Consider the following 24,301-nt stretch of genomic DNA (forward strand, 5'->3'; position numbering starts at 1 on the left):
GACGTCATCAGCCAATTTGCTAAGTAATAATCTGACCTATTAGCGACCTAGGTTGGTATAATACTTCGCAGTTATTTATCACGATGTGACCTTTATGTCTCCATTACCTATCGATGCTTTACAAGCTGAATTTGACCAACTCATTAATCACCATCATCTAGTGGTAGAAGCCGAAACCGGTTCGGGTAAATCCACGCGTTTACCGTTATGGGCGGCCAATCATGGTCGCATACTGGTGATTGAGCCACGTCGAATCGCGTGTACGTCATTAGCAGAGTTTCTTGCGGAGCAATCAGGAGAGTCTTTAGGTAAAAAGGTCGGGTATGCCATCAAGCTTCACGCTCATTTTGATGAAAATACCCAAATCGTATTTGTGACCCCTGGTGTCGCTTTACGTTGGTTTGTGGAAGATAAACTTGCTCGCTTCGATATTGTTATGGTGGACGAATTTCATGAACGCCGCTGGGACACTGATCTCCTTACCGCCATTTTAAAGCAAGAAAAACAACATCGCTTGATTGTGACTTCAGCCACATTAGAGGGCGAAAAGCTGGTGTGCTATTTGGACGCCAAGCGCCTGCGTTCCGAGGGGCGCTGCTTCCCTGTAGCAGTGTCACATCGGTCTCTTGATAGCCGTTACTTGCCAAACAAGAAAGGTTGCGAGACTGACGTCGTCAAAACGGTAAAAGAAGTGTTGGAAGACGAAGAGGGCGATGTCCTTGTTTTTCTACCGGGTCGCAAAGAGATAACTCAATGTTGGCAGATGCTTCAAAGTCTGGATGATGTGCTGGTGGTCAAACTGCACGCGTCAGTCAGTGATGAGGAGAGACATAGGGCATTAACCATCCAAAAGCAACGTAAAGTCGTGTTGGCGACCAACGTTGCAGAAACCTCGTTAACGATACCGAATATTCGAGTCGTCATTGATAGTGGATTAGAGCGCAGAACCGTTCAACGAAATGGGCGCACGGCACTCACGTTAACCAATATTTCTAAAGCAAGTGCAGCACAACGAATGGGCCGTGCAGGTCGTGTAGCTGAAGGGATATGCATTCGCTTATTCGGTGAACATGCGCCGCTGGAGATTGTGACGCCTCCCGAGCTTCACCGCGAAGAGCTTGTTGAGCCAATGCTTGCAGCAGCATGTTGCGGTTACCAACTTTCTAAGCTGCAATTTCTCGATATGTTGCCAGAAAAGTCACTGACTTCTGCATCCCAAACGCTGCAAGCGATGGAAGCGATAGATGAGCATGGTGACGTGACTGAGCATGGTCAAAAAGTTTATCCATTACCAATTGATGCCTTGTTCGCTGATTTAGTGACGCGCATTCACGCCAAAACTGAAAAAGAAGCCATGATTGACTTAGCTGCAGCATTATCTGTGCCTGCTCAGATGTATCAATTGCAAGGTGGGGAGTCAGCTGAAACACTGGCACAGCAAGAACCTTTTGGTTGTGATGCATCGTTGATGATTCGCTTAGTGCGAGGAGAACAACTTCCAGGTGTAAGCATCGATGCTAGCGTGCTGGAAGAGGCTCAAGGTTTAGCTACGCAGATGCGAGAAGTGTTTGAACTGCCTGAACTTGAAGTAGCTTCGCGATACAAGCGAGACGAACTCATCAAAGCCATTGCTAAACTGCACCCGGAGTTAGTGTTTGTACGTCGAGAACGTAGACGTGATGCATTGGGCAATGGTGTGATGGAAATGATGGTCGGTCGCAATAGCCGATTTCCAGAAAAGAGCGAAGCCGCATTGGTTTTAGACAGTCATAGCGTACCAGGACGAGGGGTGAAACAAACGCTTAATCTCGCCTCTGTTATGTTACCTGTACCACTTAATTTGCTTCGTGAGTTAGCGTTAGGTGATTGGCAGCAAGGCGAAACCAATTATGATGAACACGAACCGCGAGCCACCATGCATTTGGTTTATGCAGGGCGAACCATCTGTACGGAATACCAAGCACTCCAAGGCGAAGTGGCCGTCCAATCGATAGTTGAAATGATTGAAGATGAAACCTTGTTGCCAGGATTCGCACCGTTAAGAAAACAGCAGATCCAACATTGGAAAATCTATAACACACTTGGAAGGAATCCATATCCAGTCGATAAAACGGCTCTAGACGCATTGTCTTTTTCTACTTGGGTAGTGGAACAGTTGGAAACATTGGGCGTTGAGGGCATTGAAGATATCGGCTTGTTTGAAGCGGATGATATTCCGTTCGAAGGTATTCCGGATTGGGAATATGAAGATTTTGCTGAGCAGTTCCCGCTTAAACTTGTTTTGGCCGAGCTTAAGTTGGATGTGGAATACTTTGTATCGCGCAAGTTGGTGCATGTTGTTTATAGTGGTGGGGGACGCAAAGGCGATCCTAAACGCTGGGAATTGCCTCGCTGGATAGGTTGGAAAGTACAATACAAAAAAGCCAGTCGAGTTGTTGATGTGAAGTAGGCGTTCGGAAAGATAATTGCTTAATTTTTTTCCTTTGCAATTTATGGCCAATATCTTAGCGATAAGGAATGATATTGCCGTTCAGTTTGGGCGGTGTAAAGGAAAACGAAAACGATGAAGTATAAAGTGATTCCACTACTGTTATGTCCCGTATTGGCTTACGGAAAAAGCATAACGCACATTTTAACCTATGAAGACAACGATGTTTTAGGTACCTACACCTCATACATCAATCAAAACGCATACAATGAACTTGGCTCTGAAATGGACTCTTTGCAACATTTTGAAGTCAAGTTTCAAAATTTCGTATCTATTCCATTTTATCGATTCAATTCAGGTACTGCTCTGATGGGCTCGTACACTCAGAAGTCTCTTTTGCAACTTGCTCATTCTGGCATCTCTTCTCTTTCAGAGAGTCTAACTACAAATCACAAGTGGTCTTAGCCCATCAAACAAATATGATGTTATATAACCATCTAGAAATAGGTTATAGACATGAGTCGAATGGTCAATCGAGTAAACTGTCTCGTTGTTGGGATAGATTTTACATTGCGGCAGAACGATTACGCCCACTCCCAGAGCCGAATTGGACTCGGTATTCGTTTGGTGAATTTATAGAGTCTTTTCATTGGCTTGTTGATTTTACCTCGTTTTTTGTTTCAGTATGAATTAGTAATCAATTGAACGCATATATATAGCTAAGCTGTACATCATTTGTTACAAAGTTGGTTTTAATATTTCCTTTTGAATTTAAATGCGGAAATAAAAGACTATTGTTTTATATCCTATTGCTATATCAAAGTAATTGTACGATATTTTGTATAACTCATTTTTAGAGTTTCGAGGCATAGGATGGAACAACAAGGAAAGATGTGCATTGAATTCGATTACACCAGTTTTTTAGGTGCAACAGGCGCTAAAAAGTGGACCTTTTTAGAAGCTTTTGCCACTATCGCACCTATTTTTGGCCTATTGTGGAAACAGAACATCGCGGAATTAAGCAAACCTGAAGATCGCCTTTGGGATGCTGCATTGAAATCGATGTCTTCACGCCAAAGCGATGAATTCAACTTGGTGATACTAGCTAAGCTAGCAAAGCATGAAGGGATTCAAGAACTACGCGTAGTGATGCCTTATTCGTTAGACCCAAAACAAATTGAGTACATTGAATCTAGAAGTAAACTAAAAGTAGATACCACAGAACAAGATGTATTGAATCTAAAGCTCTAACGATAATCTCCAAAAAGCGACCGTAAATCGGTCGCTTTTTTTATACCGTCAATAGACCCAAGCAAGTTACGTTTTCTTTACTGGAGCGCTTAGTCAACCAGTCCGTAGTCTTTACTTAAAATCTCGATGATTTCAGCTTTCGGGTTGTCGCTTAGCTTAATTGGTTGGCCTGTGATCTTTTCGGCGATGCCAATGTAAGTGCGAGAGATGTCCAGCAAAGACGCAACTGGCAGTGCGTTATCGCGAGCCAGTGCTTCACGCTCAGGCATGCGTTCTTTGTTCAGCAGGATGTCTGGGTCAGGGAAGTGGTTAAGCAGAAACTGACGGAAACCTTCTTTCGAGTTTTCCACGATGTTGCCCGCTTGGTATGCTTTCGTATCCCAAATACGTGATGAATCAGGTGTACCCACTTCATCCATGTAAATCAGTTTCTCGTTCCCTGCTGCGTCGTGTACGTAGCCAAATTCAAATTTAGTATCAACGAACGTTTGGTCAATTGTTTCAAGAGCATGGCTGATAACGTTGAAGCCTTCTTTAAGCAACTTCTCGTATTGTGCGATGTCTTCTGCACTAGAGAAATTAAACGCCTCAAAGTTATCCACGATGTTTTGACGAGTGATGTTGACATCATCCGCTTCAGGAACACCAGGAATATCTTTTAGAGTGCCTTTGGTTGACGGTGTCATTAGTAGCTCAGGTAACGCTTTGTCTTTCTCAAGGCCTTCCGGTAGTTGAATACCGCAGAACTCACGTTCACCGTTCGCATAAGCACGCCACATAGAACCAGTAATGTATTTACGGCAGATCGCTTCAATTTTAACTGGCTTGGCTTTTTGAACGATCCACACGAATGGGTGAGGGATGTCTAGAATATGGCTATCCGCAAGACCGTTGTCTTTGAACAATTTGAACCAGTGATTAGAAATCGCGTTAAGAGCTGCGCCTTTACCTGGAACGCCTTTTAGCCCACCTTCACCATGCCAGATACAATCAAACGCGGAGATACGGTCACTGATCACCATGATTGCCAGTGGGGCATCAGGAGCGACATCGTATCCTTTTTCTTTGATCAGTCGTGCGCTGTCTTCTTCAGTTAACCAGTAAACGGAGCGAACTTTTCCGCTATGAACAGGTTTGTGGGTGCGAATTGGCAGGTCGTCATTGACGGCAAGTACTTGATTGGCAAGGCTCATTTCGGCATTCCTATCATCTTAATCAAACGTCATAAAGAGAAGATATTCAGTGAGAATGATTCGCTGAATAAATCGAATGAGGGCATCATACCAGAACTATTTTTACGCGCCAGAGAAAAAGCAAACGTTTGCCTTAATTTGTTGCAGCATAAAAAAGCCTCCTTTAATGGAGGCGTGATGCAGGATGAATAACGTCGATCTTATTAATGATACTTGTTTATTCTGCCTTCGACGAAAAAGACTTCACACTGATAACGCAGGGCAATATCGCGAAGCATTGATTGATTCATCAGCGCAATATTGTTCGATGCGACAATGGCACTGGCGTTCCCAGACTGAATCGCTTTAATCACAATTTCCACTTCAGAAAGCTGTTGAGAAGGCTTCATCTGAATGATGTTTTGACAGCGAATGTTAGACGCAGTAAGTTGCTCAAAATCAGGACGATGGCACTCCGCAGTAAACAGGATCCACTGTTGTTGCTGTGACAATACTGCCAACTTAGCAAGAAGCAGGTCAGACACATCCATAGGCTGTGTTGCTTGTGACAATACGTTGTAGCGAGAGTATGTATGAAATTGACTTTGTAACTGCATCCTACTGTTCCTTTATACATGCTGTGTATATATACAGTAGTTTGTTTTTGATGTCTGATCAACCAATTTTTTATGCACCTAGTGGACTTTTGTTTATACAATCTTGAAATGTTCGGTTTTAAGCTGTTGAATATTAAAGTTTATATTTTTAAGGTTGTTTTTGGATATGTCTGTTATGGATTTAAAAATGTGATGATAATTACATTCTAAGTACGGTATATACAGTGGTTTTTAGTGTGCTATACAGTGCATTTAAGTAATGTGGCTATGCTGGGATAGTAAATGGAAAGGAAAGACGCCGTTAAGAGGATAAATAAGATGTAGCGTCGTGGGGGAGGGGTAGAGCGCGACGATCAAAAAAGCGCCTTGTGAGAAAGGCGCTCTTGAAAATCAGTTCCGTTGATTTACTCTGTCTAATTGGCGTGCGGTGTCATGCGCTCACGCATTTTCATCTCACCTAGATTAAACAAGCGAACATCGATTTTCGCAATGTCGTAGCATGTTTGGCATGAGTGATTGTGCTTGCCATCTAAATAATCGTGACGAGTAATAAAACTTGGTTTTTTACACCAGTCGCAGGTGCCTTCTTCAGTGAACATTGATTTTCTCCCCACCTAGATTAATTATGTGTCGTTAGGTGTCATTTTTCGTGGTTATTATTGCATATAAAACAGTTGAAAGTTAACTGACTGTTAATTTCTTTGAGAGGGAGATCGATTGCGAGCCACTCTTTTTGGGGAAAAAGAGCTCGGATTCAAAAGATATAGAAGTAAACTTTACTCTTTTGTAACATTTTGTGAGATGGTTTTAAATGCGAGATTTAGGCGCTTCATTTCTTCTTCACTTCCTCTTGAGTCAGGGTGATAGAGTTTGGACAATTGTCTGTAGCGCAACTTCACTGTTTTACTGTCTGGAATAGAATGTGGAGTGTACCCAAACATGGCACATGCGACAGCCAGTTTTTGGTTACCAGTTTGCGCTTTTATCTGCTTAAACTCCTTGAATACTTTTTCAAATTGTCGCTTGAGTTGTTTGTTTGCAAACTGTAGTTCATTCACTTGATTTTCTAACTGTTGAGATTTAGCTACTTCGGAAGCTGAATGAATGTGTGCTCGTTTGGAAGACCAACGATAGCCAAATGCGCCACCTCCGATCAAAACAGCCAAACAAAATGTCCCAGCGGCATACCTTATAGTTAAGAACTCAGCCTTTTGTTGCGTTGTGGATATCACTTGTTCTTGCTCTTCTTGAACGATGGCTTTTTTATCTAGATCAACAATCTCTGAGACTTGCTTGGCTCTTAGCTGATTGAAGCGATCCTCCAAAAACTGATTATAGGCTTCTTCTGCTTGAGGGTTTTTGAGTGCGGCGAGTTGGTACCAAGATTCGACGAGGTCAGCCTTCGATACTTGTGCTTGATGATATTGGACAAAGTCTGCCAACAAAAAACCACTATCGGTTGGGTCATTTAAAGCGACAGAAGTGAACCAATAAATTGCTTGTGAGTAATTGATTTCACCAGTGAGACCACGACCGTAATCTGCCGCTAATTGTTTTTGCGCCGGGATATAACCGTGGTAAGCGGATTGTTCTAACCAATAACGTACATCAGAAGGGGAGTCTGGGTTTGGTTTTAGCGCCAGTTGCTGAGCGAGTTCGAACTGAGCTTCAGGTTTTGTCGGATTTTGGAATGCGAGGGCAAGGCTAGATAGGCAGACACTTGAAACAAAGAGAAGAGTCGTGATTCTGAAAGACATTGGGTATGTCAGGTCTAGCGTATTTCACTAGACCTGCTCCGATAATAATGGTTACTACCGGTATGGTGCTACTAAATTACTTCAGTGGCAAGATCTGGATTTCAACACGGCGGTTGCAAGCACGACCTTCAGAAGTTTGGTTTGAACACAGTGGGTTACGTTCACCATAACCACGAGCGATTGCACGGCCAGGTGCAACGTTTTGAGATACTAGGAACTGACGTACTGATTCGGCACGGCGCTCAGATAGTGTTTGGTTGTATGAGTCGCTACCCGTGCTATCGGTGTAGCCATCAATCACTAAGCTTGTATCTGGGTACTCAACGAGGATACGAGCGACGCCACGAAGAGTATTGTGAATGCTTGCATCTAATTGGTAAGAGCTCGATGAGAATCCAATGCCGTTTTCCATGCGAAGTAACAGTTGATTTTCACCAACACGCTCAACTTGTACGCCAGAGTTTAGTAGTGCACGTCGCAGTTCTGCTTCTTGTTTATCGAAGTAGTAGCCAACACCCGCACCGGTTGCACCGCCAGCTGCAGCGCCGATTAATGCGTGTTTGCGACGTTCTTTTGCGTTGTCACCCGTTGCCAAACCGATAGCCGCACCTGCGATTGCACCGATCAGTGCACCTTGTGTCGTCGAGTTTGTTTCGTACTCACCTGTGGTTGCGTTTTGTCGTTGAGTAGCTTGACAGCCTGTAAGTGCCAGCACTAGCGCAAGTGCAATAGACATCTTTTTCAAGGGAATATCTCCGTATAAAACTGAGGCGCAGGCGCACCTCATAATAAGTGTTGGATTATGGATGAATAGTTATTGATATTTGTTATGTGAACGTCAGATTGACTCATGATTGAGAAAGAACTACTTGTTTTCTAACATTCTTCTTGCTTGCTCCCCGCCAACCCCACGGTTAACAGATACTCTGCGACCTTTTTTAAGTCCGACTTCATAATCGGCGGTGAGGTTTTTCATCGCTTCTTTAAGCTGCTTCTTAAATGTTTCACGGTCGATGTTTTTAAATTCTTTATCAATGTAGTTGTTGATTTTGTTGGCAGACTCTTCGTCTGGCGAGATCACGGGCAGTTTTTCTAACGCGCCTTCCACCCAGCCTGATACAAAGGAGTTCACTCGACGGGTCACTTCCATCGAAGAGGTACCAGAACCCGCAAAGCTGTTGCGAAACTGACCTGTGCTCTCGTTCAACTCGCGGTAAATAATGTCAAAAGCAAAGGCCGCAAAAATGGCGCGATCAGCTTCACCGATAAATTCAACGCGCTTAAGCCCTTTATGATTCAACAAAACGGCTTCAACACCAAACTTGGTGTTAATACCACGAATCACACGCAGTAGTGTAGAGCTGATATTCGCTGGCAATAGGTGAGAAGATTGAGTTTTCCCCATTTTGATAAACTCAATATCGTCTTTATCTAATCCATATTTGAGCATGAGGCTGTGGGCCATTTTAATGGCGTTAGCAGCCTCATTCACGTTGGCAGAATTACCCAACTCTAAACACTTGGCGATTTTTTTCAGGGCTTTTTGTTTATTCATCGGCGACCAGTAACGAGAACAAAAAATTTATGAAGTCGGCTATATTACCTTTTTTGCTTCAAAAGCGAAACAAGAGGTGAGAGAGAAAGAGGGGGGAGAGTAAATAAAGCCCCTAGTGGTAGGGGCTCAAAAGTAGCTTGTGATGATGGGGAACTTACAGGCCTAATTGGTCGAGCAGATCATCGGCTTCATTTCTTGAGCTTGTGGACTGCGCTGCGTTATCGGCCATACTTTTGCGTGTAGCTTCTAGAATGTCATCGGGACATTCATCTGCTGCCACTTCAAACTCTTCGAGTTGGATAAACTCAGTTTTGTCCATCGCTAACTCTAGGTAGAAAATATTGTTGTCAGCGGTAGAAAACGTTACACGGCGCGCCTGAGGTCGGTCTAGGTTGGTATCTACTTGCAGAATGACTTGCTTGTTTAGCGCTAGCATCTTTGGTTGATTTTGAGTGATATTCGTTTGCAGTTCTTTGCGAATCTTATTGGTGAAATCACCAACCAGTTGGTTCATCAGTTCACCAAGTACGTTACCCACTTCATCGGAAGTATGTGAAATCGCCAATTCTTCTTCAGGCATGCCCATGTTGCGCATGTAGTTGGTGTAAATCTCTAGTGCTGCTTTTGCTGTAAAGTTAATGACAACCAGACCAGTGAAACCGCCGTCAAACAATACAAAGCAACCAAAATCAGGTTTTAAACTGGTTTTGTTGATCTTTTGCACCATTGCAGAGTAGTTAACTTGTGATGACGTAGCGGACGTGAGGACGCCAGAAACAGACTGGCAAAGTTTTAAAAGAATATCTTCAGTCGTGACAACTTTATTTTTTTTCATTCCGAAAGCTCATAGTGAGATGCTATTTTCTTTTCAATGTAAGCGATTAACGCCTAAGAAATAAAGCATCTTGCATTGAGATTCTGATTTGATCGCTTTTTTAAATGTTGTAAAGTGACGAAATTCAAGGAATATTACCTTATTCGTTCTTCAACCCCGGCTTCTCTCTGAGGCATGAAGCAGGCGGATGATGTTTAGTTATATAACCCGTGGCTGATTGGATCAGCGCAGTAGGGGCAGGAAGCAAATGTTACCAAGATTACACTCGCAAACGGATGTCGATCCTCTTGTTCTTCGTTTTCTCAAAGAGCTTGACCAATCCGGGTTCACTGGCGATATTGAAAGCCAATACTCAAGCCGTCTCGCGGTAGCCACCGATAATAGTGTTTACCAACAACTTCCTCAGGCTGTTGTTCATCCTAAAACCACTCAAGATGTTTCCCTTATCGGCAAGTTAAGCAATACCGAAGAGTTCGAACGCATTACATTTTCTCCTCGTGGTGGTGGCACGGGCACCAACGGTCAGTCGCTGACTAAAGGGATCGTGATCGATTTATCTCGCCACATGAACAAAGTTCTTGAGGTAAACAAAGAAGCAGGCTGGGTTCGCGTTCAAACGGGGGTTGTTAAAGATCAACTGAACGATGCCGTTCGCCCCTACGGTTATTTCTTCTCTCCAGATTTATCGACCAGTAATCGCGCAACGATTGGTGGGATGATCAATACCGATGCTTCTGGGCAAGGTTCCCTAAAATACGGTAAAACCTCTGATCATGTTCTCTCACTGCAAGCGGTCTTCGCAGATGGATCGATTTTGGAATCTGATCTCTCTCATGGTTTACCTCGTAAGGGTGAGTTTGCAGAGGAAGCAATGCGCGTGACGGAGTCGGTTTGTCGTGAAAAGCGTCAGCAGATCAACGATAAGTTCCCTCCACTCAATCGTTTTCTGACGGGGTATGACCTAAAGAATGCCTTTGATGAAGACAAAGATAGCTTCGATATTACCCGCGTATTATGTGGCGCTGAAGGTTCTCTGGCAATTATCACTGAAGCCAAGCTCAACTTAACGCCTATTCCCAAAGCGCGTACCTTGGTGAACGTTAAATATAACAGCTTTGATTCTGCATTGCGTAACGCGCCATTGATGGTAGAAGCGAACGCTCTGTCGGTTGAAACTGTCGATTCAAAAGTTCTTAATCTCGCTAAACAAGATATTGTTTGGCACACCGTAAGTGACTTACTCACCGACGTACCAAATAAAGAGATGCTGGGTATTAACATGGTGGAATACGCAGGTCAGGATGAGGAAGAGGTGACGGCACAAGTCGCTGCGTTGACTGCCAAGCTGGATACCATGTTAGAAACTGAGGAAGCCGGCATCATTGGTTACCAAGTGTGTAGTGATGTCGCCAGTATTGGGCGTATTTACAACATGCGTAAGAAAGCGGTGGGTCTACTAGGGGCGGCGAAAGGTCGCGCGAAGCCCGTTGCCTTTGCGGAAGATACGTGTGTCCCCCCCGAAAACCTGGCGAATTTTATTGAAGAGTTTCGTGAGTTGCTGGATGCGAAATCGCTTAACTACGGCATGTTTGGTCATGTTGATGCGGGCGTATTGCATGTTCGTCCGGCGCTTGACCTGTGTGACCCTCATCAAGAAGCCTTGATGCATGAACTCTCGGATGATGTGGTTAAGCTGGTGGCAAAATATGGTGGCTTGATGTGGGGTGAGCACGGCAAGGGCTTCCGCTCCGAATATGGCCCCGAGTTCTTTGGTGAAGAGCTGTTTACCGAATTACGTAGAGTCAAAGCGGCTTTCGATCCGTACAATAAAATGAACCCAGGCAAGATCTGTACACCATTAAACAGTGATGCAGAGTTGGTCAAGGTGACCGATACAAAGCGTGGTTATTTTGATCGTCAGATTGACGTTCAAGTGCGCGATAGCTTCAAACAGGCCATGGAGTGTAATGGTAACGGCTTATGCTTTAACTACGACACTAGTTCGCCAATGTGCCCCTCAATGAAGGTAACAGCAGATCGTCGCCATTCACCAAAAGGACGGGCGGGTTTAGTACGTGAATGGTTACGCCAGTTGACTGAGCAAGGCATCGATATTCTTGATTTAGAGAAGCAGATACTCGAAAACAAGCCGGCCATCAAAACCATGATCGATCGCGTGCGGCATTCGATTAATCGTCGTCACGAGTACGATTTCTCACACGAAGTGTACGAAGCAATGAATGGCTGTTTGGCGTGTAAAGCGTGTGCCAGTCAATGTCCTATAAAAGTAGACGTGCCAAGCTTCCGCTCTCGCTTCCTCAATATTTACCACTCGCGTTACCAACGCCCGGTAAAAGATTATTTGGTGTCAAACATCGAAACGATGTTGCCTTTCATGGCAAAGGCGCCAAGTGTGGTGAATGGGATGCTGAAGCAGTCTTGGGTACAAAGTTTAACCGCTTCTACTGTAGGTTATCTGGATGCGCCTTTATTGTCTGTTCCAACGTTGAAGGAGCGCGTTGAGTCGTTGACCACGGCTTATGATCTTCAAGCTTTGAGCGGGTTATCATCCGAGGATAAGAAAAAGCATGTACTTATCGTTCAAGATCCATTCACCAGTTACTACGATGCAGAGGTAGTGGAAGACTTTATCAAGCTCGTCAAAAAGCTAGGGATCAATCCGGTACTTCTTCCGTTTAAACCAAACGGCAAAGCGCAGCACATCAAAGGTTTCTTGCGCCAGTTTAGAAATACCGCTCAAGATACCGCGAAGTTCCTGGAAATGGTTGCAGGTTTGAATATCCCAATGGTTGGCGTCGATCCTGCTCTGGTACTTTGCTATCGTGATGAGTATGCAGAGGTCTTAGGTTGCCAGCGTGGTGAGTTTGATGTGCTTACTGCACATGAATGGCTTCACCCAAGATTGAGCGAGTTCGATGTGCATGAGCCAAAAGAGCAAGCGCCTTGGTATTTATTCGCACATTGCACCGAGAAAACCAAAATGCCAAACGCAGAAAAAGAGTGGGGCGCAATTTTTATTCACTTTGGTGCTGTGTTGAAGGCAGTGCCTGTTGGCTGTTGTGGTATGGCGGGGACATTCGGTCATGAGGTGGATAAATTTGCAATCTCGGAAGATATTTATGACCTGAGTTGGAAACCAAACTTGGACAAAGTCGACAACGAGAGATGCTTGATTACGGGCTATTCATGTCGAAGCCAGGTGAAGCGTTTTGAAGGCATCAAACCTAAGCACCCAATACAAGCATTACTAACGCTTATATAGGGTTAGCGAATCTACACTTTCATAAGGATATGAAAATTGAAAATTCTTGAGCTTAAAGTACCACCTGTGGCTGTGTTTTTAGCGGTTGTATTATTGATGTATTGGTTAAAAGAGATATCGCCAGCGCTATTAATTACGGTGCCTTTTGTCAAAGTTGTTTCTGCGGGTTTAACTGGCATTGCGGTTTTTGTCGCTGCTGCGGGTATTTATGAGTTCCGTAAAGCAAAAACGACGGTGAACCCCATCAAGCCTGAATCGGCGTCATCGGTGGTTAATACGGGTGTTTTTGCCTACACTCGAAACCCGATGTACTTTGGATTACTATTGATTATTATTGCATTGGGTCTTTGGTGGCAACATTTAAGTGTAATACTTTGCGGCGCTTTGTTTGTGGCTTATATGAATCGGTTCCAAATTAAACCCGAAGAGCGCGCGTTAGAAAGGCTATTTGGCGAAGATTACGTCGATTATAAGAATCAGGTTCGTCGCTGGATTTAAACGTGGAATAGCGAAACAGAGCAAAGAGAGCCCAACAAATGGTTGGGCTTTCTTTTTTATTCAATAGGCCTACAGGGGGCTTAGGCTGCTTTAGTGAACTTTGCTAAAAAAGCGTCTTTGCGTTCTTGGAAGCGCTGTACTAGATCATCTACTGCTTCTTGATCGTAGGGTTTAAGTCCTGTCGCCACCATACGTTTAATGCCTGTCCCAACCACATTGCCGTCTTGCTTAAATGCAAAGTTCAGCGTTACGACACCACGCTTTCCTTCAACATCAAATGTAGCACCAGTAAAGGCCACTTCAGGGTTTGTGAGATCAAGTCGGCTGAATTCGACTTCCATGCTCTCATAAATCACCAATGGACGTTGGCAGTTGATCATCATTTGTTTCTCTTTCATCAGAGGAACCATGATGTGTGGGAAGTTCATACCAGAAAATTGAACATAGTTAGTTACTACATGTTCAATGAATGCAGGGTCGTGATTGGTATCGCCTTCGCGCGACATGAGCAAGTATTCTTTACCAGTCTCATCCACCACAGTACTTTCTTTTTCACACTTATTTTCAATATGCAGTGCAATGCCCGCACTCACCATGCCTGAGAAATTGAAACGCATCTTCTGACTGACGCCTTCTTTGCTGAGAAGAACCGCGAAAAGTAGGTCTCCTGGGACACAAAAGCGCTTATTGTCTTCATCATGGATAGGGTTGTAATCACCGGCAACACGTTTAGCAAAATGGCTTGCTTGTTCACGGGTGAATTGAAACTGGTGATTAGTGTGTGAATAATAAGGTGTTAGAAACATAATTTTTAGATAGTAACCAAAACTGTCAGGGATTATATGCGAATATCTTAGTGACAATGGTCCATCCAGTGACACCTTAACAATGAAACGATAACGCAGTGAAATAAAATACTAAAGCATGTGTCTCTGCTTGTGTTTATTCAGTATGGCAATAATTCATTGATTTACTATTTCCTGCGCGGCTTAATGGGGATAAATAGAATAAAGGCTCCATGATGGAGCCCTTAGATTAGAAAAAGAATGAATGTTGCTTAGCGCAAGCTAGGTAGCAATTGCTCAGGCATAAATGCATTGTGAAGTGCTAGTTTAAGTAACGCATTGGCTTGCTCAATGTCTGGTGCGAAGTAACGGTCTTTATCGTAGAACGACACTTTCTCACGCAGCATTTGCTTTGCAACCTCAATACGCTCAGAGGATTTGTTTGGTGCACGGAAATCCAATCCTTGGGCGGCCGACAAGTACTCTACTGCCAAGATGCCACGCGTGTTTTCACCCATCTCTTTCAAACGACGAGCGGCAAAGGTGGCCATTGATACGTGATCTTCTTGGTTAGCTGATGTTGGTAAACTATCAACCGAAGCTGGGTGAGCTAGTGTTTTATTCTCACTCGCAAGCGCCGCCGATGTCACCTGCGCAATCATAAAGCCCGAGTTTACACCGCCGTTGTCGACCAAGAATGGCGGGAGCTTCGACAGAGCACTGTCGATCAGCAGTGCCATACGGCGCTCCGATAAGCTACCAATCTCCGCAATGGCTAGCGCAAGGTTATCCGCCGCCATAGCAACTGGCTCGGCATGGAAGTTACCACCGGAGATGATGTCATCGTCTTCCGCAAACACCAATGGGTTATCTGATACTGAGTTTGCTTCCACTTGTAGAATGTCGGCTGCATTTCGAATTTGCTGTAAACACGCGCCCATTACTTGAGGCTGACAGCGCAGTGAATATGGGTCTTGCACTTTCTCACAGTTGGTGTGGGATTCACCAATCTCGCTGGTCGATCCTAGCATATGTCGATACGCCAATGCCGCATCCATTTGACTGCGATGGCCACGAACGCGATGGATACGTGGGTCGAATGGTCGACGACTGCCTAATGCTGCTTCTACAGACATGGCGCCACAAACGGTAGCGGATGAGAACAGGTCTTCAGCGATGAACAGGCCTTCTAGTGCAAACGCCGTTGACGCTTGAGTACCATTAAGCAAGGCAAGACCTTCTTTAGGAGCGAGTGTGATTGGTTCAAGACCTGCAATTTGCAGAGCTTCTAGACCTGAAATGACTTTGCCATTGTGACGTGCTTGGCCTTCACCGAGTAGAACAGTACTCATGTGAGCCAAAGGAGCCAAGTCACCCGATGCGCCTACTGAGCCTTTTTGTGGCACACATGGGTAAACTTGCGCGTTCACTAGGTCAATGAGCATGTTAATAACTTTCAAACGCAAGCCAGAGAAGCCACGCGCAAGGCTGTTGATCTTCAGTACCATCATCAAACGAACGGTTTCGTCTGACATGAATTTACCGATACCAGCAGCGTGTGAAAGTACAATACTGCGTTGCAATGTTTCTAAATCTTCTGGAGCAATGCGTGTGTTCGCGAGTAGACCGAAACCCGTATTGATGCCGTAAACGGTGCGATCGTCTGCAATCACACGTTCGACAACTTTCGTACTTTCCTCAATGGCTGGAATGGCTTGTGGGTCGAGCGTAAGGTTAACAGGTGAGCGGCTCACCTGACGCAGTAAGTTTAAGCTAATATGGCCTGGTTTTAGCGTTAAATTGAGCATGTCTTTTATCCTTACTTCAGCTTTTTCAGTTCTTCATTGAGCATTGGCAAATCCAGTTTTTGCTCGGCTGCACACTGTTTTGCTATATCATAACCAGCATCGGCATGACGCATAACACCCGTCGCTGGGTCATTGTGAAGTACGCGAGCAATGCGCTCAGACGCTTCATCACTGCCGTCACAACAAATCACCATACCTGAATGTTGAGAGAAGCCCATACCAACGCCGCCACCATGGTGAAGCGATACCCAAGTTGCACCACCCGCGGTGTTTAATAGGGCATTGAGTAGTGGCCAATCCGAGATTGCATCAGATCCATCCATCATGCCTTCGGTTTCGCGATTCGGGCTGGCTACCGAGCCTGAATCTAAGTGGTCACGGCCAATAACAACCGGCGCTTTAAGTTCACCGTTTTTCACCATTTCATTGAAGGCTTGGCCAAGGCGTTCACGGTCTTTCAGGCCCACCCAACAGATGCGCGCAGGCAGACCTTGGAACTGAATGCGTTCACGTGCCATGTCTAGCCAGTTGTGTAGGTGAGGGTTATCCGGGATCAGCTCTTTTACTTTCTGATCGGTTTTATAGATGTCCTCTGGATCGCCAGACAGCGCTGCCCAACGGAATGGTCCAATGCCTTCACAGAACAGAGGGCGAATATAAGCTGGTACGAAACCAGGGAAATCAAACGCATTGTCGACGCCTTCTTCCAAGGCCATTTGACGAATGTTGTTACCGTAATCCAGTGTTGCAGCGCCGCGGTTTTGCAGCTCTAGCATGGCTTGAACTTGCACTGCCATTGATTGTTTCGCAGCTTTAACCACGGCCGCTTCGTCTCGCAAGCGCATTTCTGCTGCGTGAGACATGCTCCAACCTTGAGGCAAGTAGCCGTTCAATGGATCGTGCGCAGAGGTTTGGTCTGTTACTACGTCTGGCGTGATGTTACGTTCCACAAGCTCTGGGAAGATGTCTGCTGCGTTACCTAGTAGACCGACAGAAATAGGCGTGTCGGACTCTTTGATCATCGCTAGCGCTTCATCTAGCGATGTGGCTTTCTTGTCGACGTAGCCTGTGCGTAGGCGGTAATCGATGCGTGACTCGTCACACTCAACAGCAATCATAGAAAAGCCCGCCATTGTACCTGCTAGAGGCTGAGCTCCACCCATGCCACCAAGACCACCAGTCAGGATCCATCGGCCTTTTGCGTCACCGTTAAAGTGCTTTTTCGCGACCGAGACAAAGGTTTCGTAAGTACCTTGGACAATGCCTTGTGAGCCGATGTAAATCCAGCTACCTGCGGTCATTTGTCCGTACATCATCAAGCCTTCTTTATCGAGCGCATTGAAGTGCTCCCAATTGGCCCAATGTGGTACAAGGTTTGAGTTCGCAATCAAGACGCGTGGCGCATTTTTATGAGTCGGGAAAACGCCGACTGGTTTGCCTGATTGGACTAAAAGCGTTTGGTCATCGTCGAGTCTTTCTAACACTTCCACAATCTTATCGAAGCATTCCCAATTTCGTGCTGCACGGCCGATACCACCGTATACCACAAGTGAGTGGGGATGCTCGGCGACATCTGGGTCGAGGTTGTTCATCAGCATACGAAGTGGGGCTTCTGTAAGCCAAGATTTCGCGCGCAGCTCATTACCGCGTGGAGCACGAATTGTTCTACTTGTATCAAGTCGTGGATCTTGTCCCTGGCGCAGTGTCATTTTAAGACTCCTTTAGTTTTACGTTCATACCAAGTCTGTGCTTGGTTATTTCTACTCGAATAAAGTGCAATTTGAATTGGGTCTTATTCGAGTTAATTGTTATTGGTTTCGGTTAGTTAGGCTTATGCTTTTTCTCTGCCATGGCATTGGCGATGTCCCAGCATAAGCGGGCGGCTAATCGAGCCGTTTGGCTATCGACATCATAAGTGGGGTTGTACTCAGCAATGTCTGCCAGCATCAGTTTATTTTTGTAATGCAGGATTCGGTCGAGAAACGGCGAAATGATGTCATAACTGACGCCTCTTGCCGCTGGAGCACTCACGCCCGGAGCGGTCGCTGCAGGAAAGACATCCAAATCAATCGTCAGATAAAGGTAATCGCAGTCATCGATAAAGTGTTGCAGCTGAGTCAGGTGGTAGCTGTGGTTCATGTAGCAGAGTTGCTTATCTTCTACATACCAAACATTCAGGTCATCCGCTTTTTGGAACAGCGCCTTTGTATTGCTGCTGCGACTGACGCCAATGCAGGCGTAGTGGAATGTCCAATCGTTACGTTGACAGAAGTGATGGATTTGATTGAAAGGCGTCCCTGAGCTTGGTTTTACGTCCGCGATTGAACTTTCAAAAGCGCGTAGGTCAAAGTGGGCATCGAAATTGATAATACCAATCTTAGGTTCCTTCGCTGGGTGATGAGTTTTGAAGTATTTTGCCAATCCAGAGAAAGACGCCCACGCAATTTCATGTCCACCGCCTAGCACGATAACTGGTGTGTGCGGTAATGCTTTTGCTACTGTTTCGGCGCATTGAGTTTGGCTGCTTTCAAGAAAATCGTCATCGCAGACTACCGTACCCAAATCATAAAGTTGTGCTTGCTGGTGCCATGCTAAATTGGCTAACGCTCGGCGGATCAAATCTGGCGATTTTTTTGCACCGATGCGACCTTTGTTTCTCGCTACACCTGCATCAGTTGCAAAACCAAGAATGGAGACTCCTTGGCTCACGTTTACTAACTCATCAGTGGATTTATGCTTAATGACATGGTGAACACGTAGGCCAAGCTCGCCGTCTTCAGCATCATGGCGGCCTTGCCAGTGGAAAAGCGGGGTGTTTTGCTCAGATTGAGACATGTTGCAGTCCTTTGTGGGAGACATAGTCACCATTTACTATACGACCTATCAGGCGTTTTGCGCCGACCTGATAGCTTAGATCCGCAGGGTGATCGATATCCCAAATAGAGAAGTCTGCATCAAAGCCAACCTTAATCACGCCACGAGACCCTCCATAACCTAATGCCTTCGCTGCGTTTTGAGTCACACCACGTAACGCCTCTTGCGGGGTTAACTGGAAGAGGGTGCATGCCATGTTCATCATTAACGTTAAATCTGCAAATGGAGAGGTGCCGGGGTTAATGTCTGTGGCGATTGCCATGGGGACTTGATGTTGTCTCAGCAACTCAATGGGTGGTAACTGGGTTTCACGCAAGAAGTAGAAAGCTCCAGGCAGTAAGGTCGCGATGGTGTCAGATTTCGAAAGCGCAATCACACCTTGCTCATCGAGGTACTCAATGTGGTCTGCGGATAGGCCGTTGTATTGTGCTGTCAGTGCTGTCCCGCCCATATTTGATAGTTGCTCGGTGTGGCCTTTAACACTCAAGCCGTATTGCTTTGCTGCCTGAAAGACACGCTCGGTTTGCGCTAAATTGAATCCAATTGACTCACAAAACACATCCACGCTGGTGGCGAGCTTTTCTTCAGCGGCGAGAGGAATGATGTCGTCACAAATGTGTTGGATATAATCGTCAGCACGGTATTTGTATTCTGCAGGAAGCGCATGAGCGGCAAGCAGTGTCGTGGTGATTTTTACTTTGCGCTGTTGCTCAAGAGCTTTCGCCGCACGCAGCATTTTGATTTCGTCTTGCAGTGTTAATCCATAACCGGATTTCACTTCGATAGAAGTCACACCGCTTGCAAGTAGGCCATCAAGGCGTGGTAGTGCAAGTTCGATGAGTTGTTCTTCTGTTGCTTTGCGGGTTGCATGAACGGTGGACAGAATACCGCCGCCCTGCTTTGCGATGTCTTCATAAGGTACGCCGTTAAGGCGCATTTCGAACTCGTTAGCACGATTCCCGGCATAAATGAGGTGGGTGTGACAATCAATCATTCCCGGCATCAACAGTTTGCCTTGAAGGTCAATGGCTTGATTATATTGGTCTGGAGCCAGAAGGGATTCGTTATGTTCGTTGTCTTTACCTTGTCCAGTGGTGCTGATCGCGACAATTTTTCCTGACCGAATACCGACACGAGCAATGAGAGTAGGTAAGTATCCTTGCTCTCCTTCTTGCATGGTCACTAGGCGGGCATTTTCAATCAGCAAATCCATTTCAACTCATCCCATTTTTTGCTAGTTTAAATGTATATACAAATAAATAGGAGAAAAAATCATCACTGGCAAGAGTAATGTTGCTGAAATGTGATCAAAACGAAGAAGTAACGCCTAGTTTACAGCAGGATCTTAGAGCTTAATTTGTACTTGTTGCCTGGATGGTAAAGCTGTGCAGTACTCACAAGCTTATCTTGGCTCCAAGTGCGACGGTTAAGTAATAAGCACGGTTCGTTGGTTTGCATATTTAGGTCCTGTTTGATGCGTCCATCAGGCACAATGGCTTCTACGGTATGTTCAATAGCACTGAGTGGGCAATTATCAGAAAGGTACTGGTTTGGCGTGATGCAAGTGAAATCTTGACTGAGATAGTTTGGTGCGTATTGGCTATTGACCCAGCGCAGTTCAAGTTGGATTGGCGTGTTGTCTTCAAAGTGTATGATCTTGCTATAAAACACCGTCGTACCAAGCATCACGCCAAGTTTGATGGCGATGGCGTCATCGGCTTTTATCGATATTTGCTGAATGACTTCACTGTGATGAGTTCGCCCGCGACTTTGGACTTCTTCAGCGATATTACGGATATCTAATAGAGGGGATTCTGATTTTTCGGCCGGCTCGCAAACGAATGTGCCAAGACGAGGGCGGCGTTGAAGCCTACCTTCATTCACTAAATCGCGAATCGCTTTGTTGACCGTCATACGGCTCACACCAAACTGTTCCGTCAGTTCGATTTCTGTTGCGATACGATGCCCAGGAACCCACTCTCTGGACTCAATCTTATCGACGATAAACTGTTTGATTTGCATGTAGAGTGGGGCAGCCATGTTTATTTCCTTTTAATTGACTATACAAATGGTGCGCAATCCATGGACAAATTGCAAGCAGTGGAAGCTATTTGTGAGTTGATAAAAGGAATTAGTCCGCATTCCTGGAGTCTATTACTTGCAGGAGCTGTATCTGTTGTGTAAACAGATATTCATCGAATCAAAATAATGAAGACAGACAGTCACAAAGGGGTCCCATGTTTAAAAAACTAAAAGCGTCGCTTGGCATTGGCTCGGCAAAAGTCGATACCATATTAGATGAAATGAGTGTGTACCAAGGCTCGACTTTGAAAGGGTACGTTCAGATAATAGGAGGCGATGTAGAGCAGCAAATTGATGCGATTACCATTAAGCTGAATACTGAGATGAAAGTTGAGGTGGACGATAGCGTTAGCTACCAGAGCTTTACGATTGACAAATTGAAAGCGGTTGAACCATTTGTTATTCAACCAAATGAAGAGAAGCAGGTACCATTCGAACTTAAGCTGCACGATGAAACGCCAATCACTGCCGTCAGCGCATTAAAGAATCAATGTCATGTATGGGTTGAAACTACATTAGATATTGGCTTCGCGATTGATCCCCGTGACCGTGACTATATTGAAGTCAAGCCATTACCAGTTGCAGCACGTGTGATTGGTGCTATTGAGCAGGCGGGCTTTACTATGGTGAAAGCGGATGTCGAAAAGGGGAACTTACGCGGTAATACTTTTTCTTCACGTTCCGGTATCTACCAAGAACTGGAATTTCGCAATAATGGCTTTATCTCAACCAAGGAAATCGAACTGTCATTTATATTAGATCGTGAAGTGATGCACTGTCTGGCGGAAATCGATCGTTCTCTCAGTTTCTCTGGTGACCAATACCGTTCATTTTCGCTGCCATTGAATGCAACTGATGCTCAAGTTGCTTCGGCGGTGGCCCCTATCATCAATTTATAATCTGGCTCTTCTCGAGTTCGGAAAATGAGTACCGATATTTGCATGTTAATACGGTATCGGTACGATTATGCAAGTTTTCGCCTTCACTCAGTACGTTCATATTCGCTTTTCCTCTGAACGCGCACGTTTCACTACAATTAATGCGTACCTATCAGGGCACAATGATATCCTTCATCTAGGTGATGTTAAGTCATCTCTGCATGTTAAATTCATCGATTAAAGGCATAGAAATGTGCCTGTCGTGAGGCTTTGTTGCTTAATTCAAAGATAAGACACGCTGCGCCATTGTGCTTAATTCTTTCAGGCATACTTAGCCTCGAAAGCTTGTTCAGTGCTTTGATCGTGGCGTTAAGTCTCGCCAACTTGAGCGTTGTCGTTCCTCAGGCTTAATTTCCCCCCCTATCAACGGCTTCACTCGATACATTGCTGTCTCTGATAGCGAACGCTTATGATAGCCATGTCGCTTTTTTCACGCCTTGTTAGAGCCGTAGATCTTCTGACAACCTACCGCTAAGGTGCGAGGATGTCCTTGATCCAGAAAGTCGGTTCAACTAGCCCAAATTGAATGGCTAGCTCTTGTTCTTCTGTCTAAACTCAAACAGCACTATTGTATTTCACCATAAAAAGTAAGCTATCCTGATCTCTTTGCGTTTAACTATAAAAATCATTCCCATCATCATGCTTAGCTTCGTCTTTAGGTTCTCAACTAGGGGGTGTTGTTATGATAATTGCCGAATACATTGTCAAACTACTGAGGGAAGCGAGTATTCAACGCATTTGGGGAGTAACGGGTGACTCTCTGAATGGCTTAGCAGATAGCCTTAAGTCCGATGGAAGCATTCAGTGGATCGGCGTAAGACATGAAGAAGTGGCTGCATTTGCCGCGGGAGCAGAGGCGGAAGTATCCCAGTCTCTGGCTGTTTGTGCAGGATCATGCGGACCTGGTAACATGCACCTTATCAATGGCTTATATAATTGCTATCGTAATCAAGTGCCAGTTCTTGCCATTGCTTCTGATATTCCTTCAACGGAAATTGGCACTCATTACTTCCAAGAAACCGATCCAAAAACACTATTTTCGGATTGCAGTGTCTATTGTGAAAAAATCACCACACCAGAACAAATGCCTCAAGTCTTTGAAACGGCAATGCGTCAAGCTTTACTAAAGCGCAGTGTGAGCGTGGTGGTATTGCCTGGTGATATTGCTCTCAAAGCTCTCCCCAAGGAAACGGACATAAAATGGCAGACACCATCGCTGCCACGCTTAGAACCCGCATCAGAAGCAACCCAATCAGCCGCAGATTACCTCAACAAGGCCAAGCGCGTGACCCTGCTGTGCGGGGGTGGGTGTCAATTTGCTCATAGCGAAATTCTCCAACTGGCGGATATCCTGCAATCACCCGTTGTGCATGCGCTTCGAGGAAAAGAGTTCATCGAATATGATAATCCATACAGCGTTGGAATGACCGGATTAATTGGCTTTGAATCTGGCTATCATGCAATGGAACATGCCGATACCCTGGTGCTTATTGGTACTGGCTTTCCTTACCGACACTTTTATCCTAAAAATAAAACCATTATTCAAATTGACCATTCGCCCGCAGCAATCGGCCGCCATGTCCAAGTTGATGTCGGTATAGTAAGTGATACAATTGCGGCTTTGGATGCATTGACCCCTCTTCTCCAACACAAAACGGATGACCGTTTTTTAAAAGCGTGCTTAAAGCACTATACCGCCACCCGAAATCAGCTTGATAACTTGGCTGAGATAAAACCGAAAAGCCACCAAATTCACCCACAAACATTAGCTAAAACCCTAAGTGACCTTGCCGCAGAAGATGCCATCTTTACTTGCGATGTCGGAACCCCAACACTCTGGTCTGCCAGATATTTGCAAATGAACGGACAACGCCGATTGATAGGCTCGTTTAACCATGGCTCAATGGCCAATGCGCTCGCTATGGCATTAGGGGCTCAATCTACCAATTCAAAACGGCAAGTTGTTGCTTTTTGTGGTGACGGCGGGTTCTCAATGTTAATGGGAGACTTATTAACTCTGCTACCCTACGGACTGAATATCAAAATCGTGGTGCTCAACAATCAATCTTTAGGATTCGTCGATATGGAGATGAAAGCCGCAGGCTTTGTTTCAGATAGTACAAAGCTTGATAACCCAAGTTTTGCTGAAATTGCTCGGGCTTGCGGGCTTAAAAGCGACATCGCGACACAACCGCAAGAGTTGGCCGACAAAGTGTCTTCTTTGCTCAATCACGATGGTCCCGCCTTGCTTGAAGTCATGACTGATCATCATGAACTGAGTATGCCTCCGAGTATTAATGTACAACAAGTCAAGGGGTTTAGCCTCTATGCGTTAAAAGCCATATTTAACGGCTATGGTGATGAGTTAGTGGACATTGTCAAAATAAATCTGTTGCGATAAGCCAACTTAACCTGAAC

At 45.2% G+C, this 24,301-nt stretch carries 19 protein-coding genes and 2 pseudogenes; 7 read left to right on the forward strand and 14 right to left on the reverse strand.

All coding sequences use genetic code 11. The features are described from left to right. Positions 1-94: 94 nt before the first annotated feature. The 3 genes and pseudogenes from ACVA54_RS06370 (at position 95) to ACVA54_RS06380 (ending at position 3,679) form a co-directional block, all read left to right on the forward strand. Positions 95-2,449, forward strand: a complete 2,355-nt coding sequence (locus ACVA54_RS06370; protein WP_446642250.1) for a helicase-related protein — start codon at positions 95-97, stop codon at positions 2,447-2,449. Positions 2,450-2,563: 114 nt separating this feature from the next. Next, positions 2,564-3,012, forward strand: a pseudogene (locus ACVA54_RS06375) (phospholipase A); the annotation flags it as partial. Positions 3,013-3,301: 289 nt separating this feature from the next. Beyond that, the gene (locus tag ACVA54_RS06380) at positions 3,302-3,679 is read left to right on the forward strand and encodes a transporter (protein WP_099078750.1); all 378 of its coding nucleotides are present in this window, start codon (positions 3,302-3,304) and stop codon (positions 3,677-3,679) included. Between the two features lie 89 nt (positions 3,680-3,768). On the opposite strand, the gene ACVA54_RS06385 is transcribed toward ACVA54_RS06380, so the two are convergent. The 7 genes from ACVA54_RS06385 to ACVA54_RS06415 all read right to left on the reverse strand — a co-directional run bounded on the left by ACVA54_RS06385 (position 3,769) and on the right by ACVA54_RS06415 (position 9,615). Next, positions 3,769-4,872, reverse strand: coding sequence for a phosphoribosylaminoimidazolesuccinocarboxamide synthase (locus ACVA54_RS06385; RefSeq protein ID WP_119463321.1), 1,104 nt, complete (start codon positions 4,870-4,872; stop codon positions 3,769-3,771). 203 nt (positions 4,873-5,075) lie between these two features. Then, positions 5,076-5,468 (reverse strand): SulA-like leucine-rich domain-containing protein, encoded by a 393-nt coding sequence (locus ACVA54_RS06390; RefSeq protein ID WP_099078752.1) that lies wholly within the window; start codon positions 5,466-5,468, stop codon positions 5,076-5,078. Positions 5,469-5,881: 413 nt separating this feature from the next. After that, positions 5,882-6,067 carry a hypothetical protein gene (locus tag ACVA54_RS06395; protein ID WP_172438083.1) on the reverse strand — a complete coding sequence of 62 codons (186 nt, stop codon included), beginning with the start codon at positions 6,065-6,067 and terminating at the stop codon, positions 5,882-5,884. A 177-nt stretch (positions 6,068-6,244) separates the two neighbouring features. Next, positions 6,245-7,225 carry a molecular chaperone DnaJ gene (locus ACVA54_RS06400; protein ID WP_099078754.1) on the reverse strand — a complete coding sequence of 327 codons (981 nt, stop codon included), beginning with the start codon at positions 7,223-7,225 and terminating at the stop codon, positions 6,245-6,247. Positions 7,226-7,301: 76 nt separating this feature from the next. Beyond that, positions 7,302-7,961 (reverse strand): OmpA family protein, encoded by a 660-nt coding sequence (locus ACVA54_RS06405; protein ID WP_409119914.1) that lies wholly within the window; start codon positions 7,959-7,961, stop codon positions 7,302-7,304. Between the two features lie 129 nt (positions 7,962-8,090). After that, on the reverse strand, positions 8,091-8,780 hold the full coding sequence (locus ACVA54_RS06410; protein ID WP_099078756.1) for a DUF2786 domain-containing protein: 690 nt from the start codon (positions 8,778-8,780) through the stop codon (positions 8,091-8,093). Between the two features lie 154 nt (positions 8,781-8,934). After that, positions 8,935-9,615, reverse strand: coding sequence for a DUF3334 family protein (locus ACVA54_RS06415; RefSeq protein WP_099078757.1), 681 nt, complete (start codon positions 9,613-9,615; stop codon positions 8,935-8,937). Between the two features lie 247 nt (positions 9,616-9,862). Between ACVA54_RS06415 and ydiJ the strand changes: the two genes are divergently transcribed. Together ydiJ and ACVA54_RS06425 are read left to right on the forward strand one after the other, a co-directional pair. Beyond that, a complete protein-coding gene (gene ydiJ, locus ACVA54_RS06420; protein ID WP_099078758.1) occupies positions 9,863-12,898 on the forward strand; it encodes a D-2-hydroxyglutarate dehydrogenase YdiJ in 3,036 nt (1,011 codons plus the stop codon). 36 nt (positions 12,899-12,934) lie between these two features. Continuing rightward, positions 12,935-13,396, forward strand: coding sequence for a methyltransferase family protein (locus ACVA54_RS06425; RefSeq protein WP_446640669.1), 462 nt, complete (start codon positions 12,935-12,937; stop codon positions 13,394-13,396). Positions 13,397-13,476: 80 nt separating this feature from the next. Here ACVA54_RS06425 and ACVA54_RS06430 read toward each other — a convergent pair whose 3' ends face one another. From ACVA54_RS06430 to hutC, 6 genes are all read right to left on the reverse strand, one after another. Further along, complete coding sequence (locus tag ACVA54_RS06430) at positions 13,477-14,202, reverse strand: DUF3581 domain-containing protein (RefSeq protein ID WP_099078760.1); 726 nt, start codon at positions 14,200-14,202, stop codon at positions 13,477-13,479. Between the two features lie 251 nt (positions 14,203-14,453). Beyond that, on the reverse strand, positions 14,454-15,989 hold the full coding sequence (gene hutH / locus ACVA54_RS06435; protein WP_446608672.1) for a histidine ammonia-lyase: 1,536 nt from the start codon (positions 15,987-15,989) through the stop codon (positions 14,454-14,456). 11 nt (positions 15,990-16,000) lie between these two features. Beyond that, positions 16,001-17,698, reverse strand: a complete 1,698-nt coding sequence (hutU, locus tag ACVA54_RS06440; RefSeq protein WP_099078762.1) for a urocanate hydratase — start codon at positions 17,696-17,698, stop codon at positions 16,001-16,003. A 112-nt stretch (positions 17,699-17,810) separates the two neighbouring features. Continuing rightward, positions 17,811-18,824, reverse strand: coding sequence for a formimidoylglutamase (hutG, locus tag ACVA54_RS06445; RefSeq protein WP_119463315.1), 1,014 nt, complete (start codon positions 18,822-18,824; stop codon positions 17,811-17,813). Further along, a complete protein-coding gene (hutI, locus tag ACVA54_RS06450; RefSeq protein ID WP_446649469.1) occupies positions 18,811-20,076 on the reverse strand; it encodes an imidazolonepropionase in 1,266 nt (421 codons plus the stop codon). The genes hutG and hutI overlap by 14 nt, the downstream gene beginning before the upstream one ends. Positions 20,077-20,195: 119 nt before the next feature. Then, complete coding sequence (hutC, locus tag ACVA54_RS06455) at positions 20,196-20,903, reverse strand: histidine utilization repressor (RefSeq protein WP_119463313.1); 708 nt, start codon at positions 20,901-20,903, stop codon at positions 20,196-20,198. Between the two features lie 197 nt (positions 20,904-21,100). Between hutC and ACVA54_RS06460 the strand changes: the two genes are divergently transcribed. Further along, positions 21,101-21,844 (forward strand): sporulation protein, encoded by a 744-nt coding sequence (locus ACVA54_RS06460; protein ID WP_446649470.1) that lies wholly within the window; start codon positions 21,101-21,103, stop codon positions 21,842-21,844. 299 nt (positions 21,845-22,143) lie between these two features. Here ACVA54_RS06460 and ACVA54_RS06465 read toward each other — a convergent pair. After that, positions 22,144-22,385: pseudogene (locus ACVA54_RS06465) on the reverse strand (IS5/IS1182 family transposase); the annotation flags it as partial. Between the two features lie 180 nt (positions 22,386-22,565). On the opposite strand from ACVA54_RS06465, the gene poxB reads away from it, so the two are divergent. Beyond that, a complete protein-coding gene (gene poxB, locus ACVA54_RS06470; protein ID WP_446649471.1) occupies positions 22,566-24,284 on the forward strand; it encodes a ubiquinone-dependent pyruvate dehydrogenase in 1,719 nt (572 codons plus the stop codon). The last annotated feature ends 17 nt before the right edge of the window (positions 24,285-24,301 follow it).

Source organism: Vibrio sp. PNB23_22_6 (assembly GCF_052877535.1).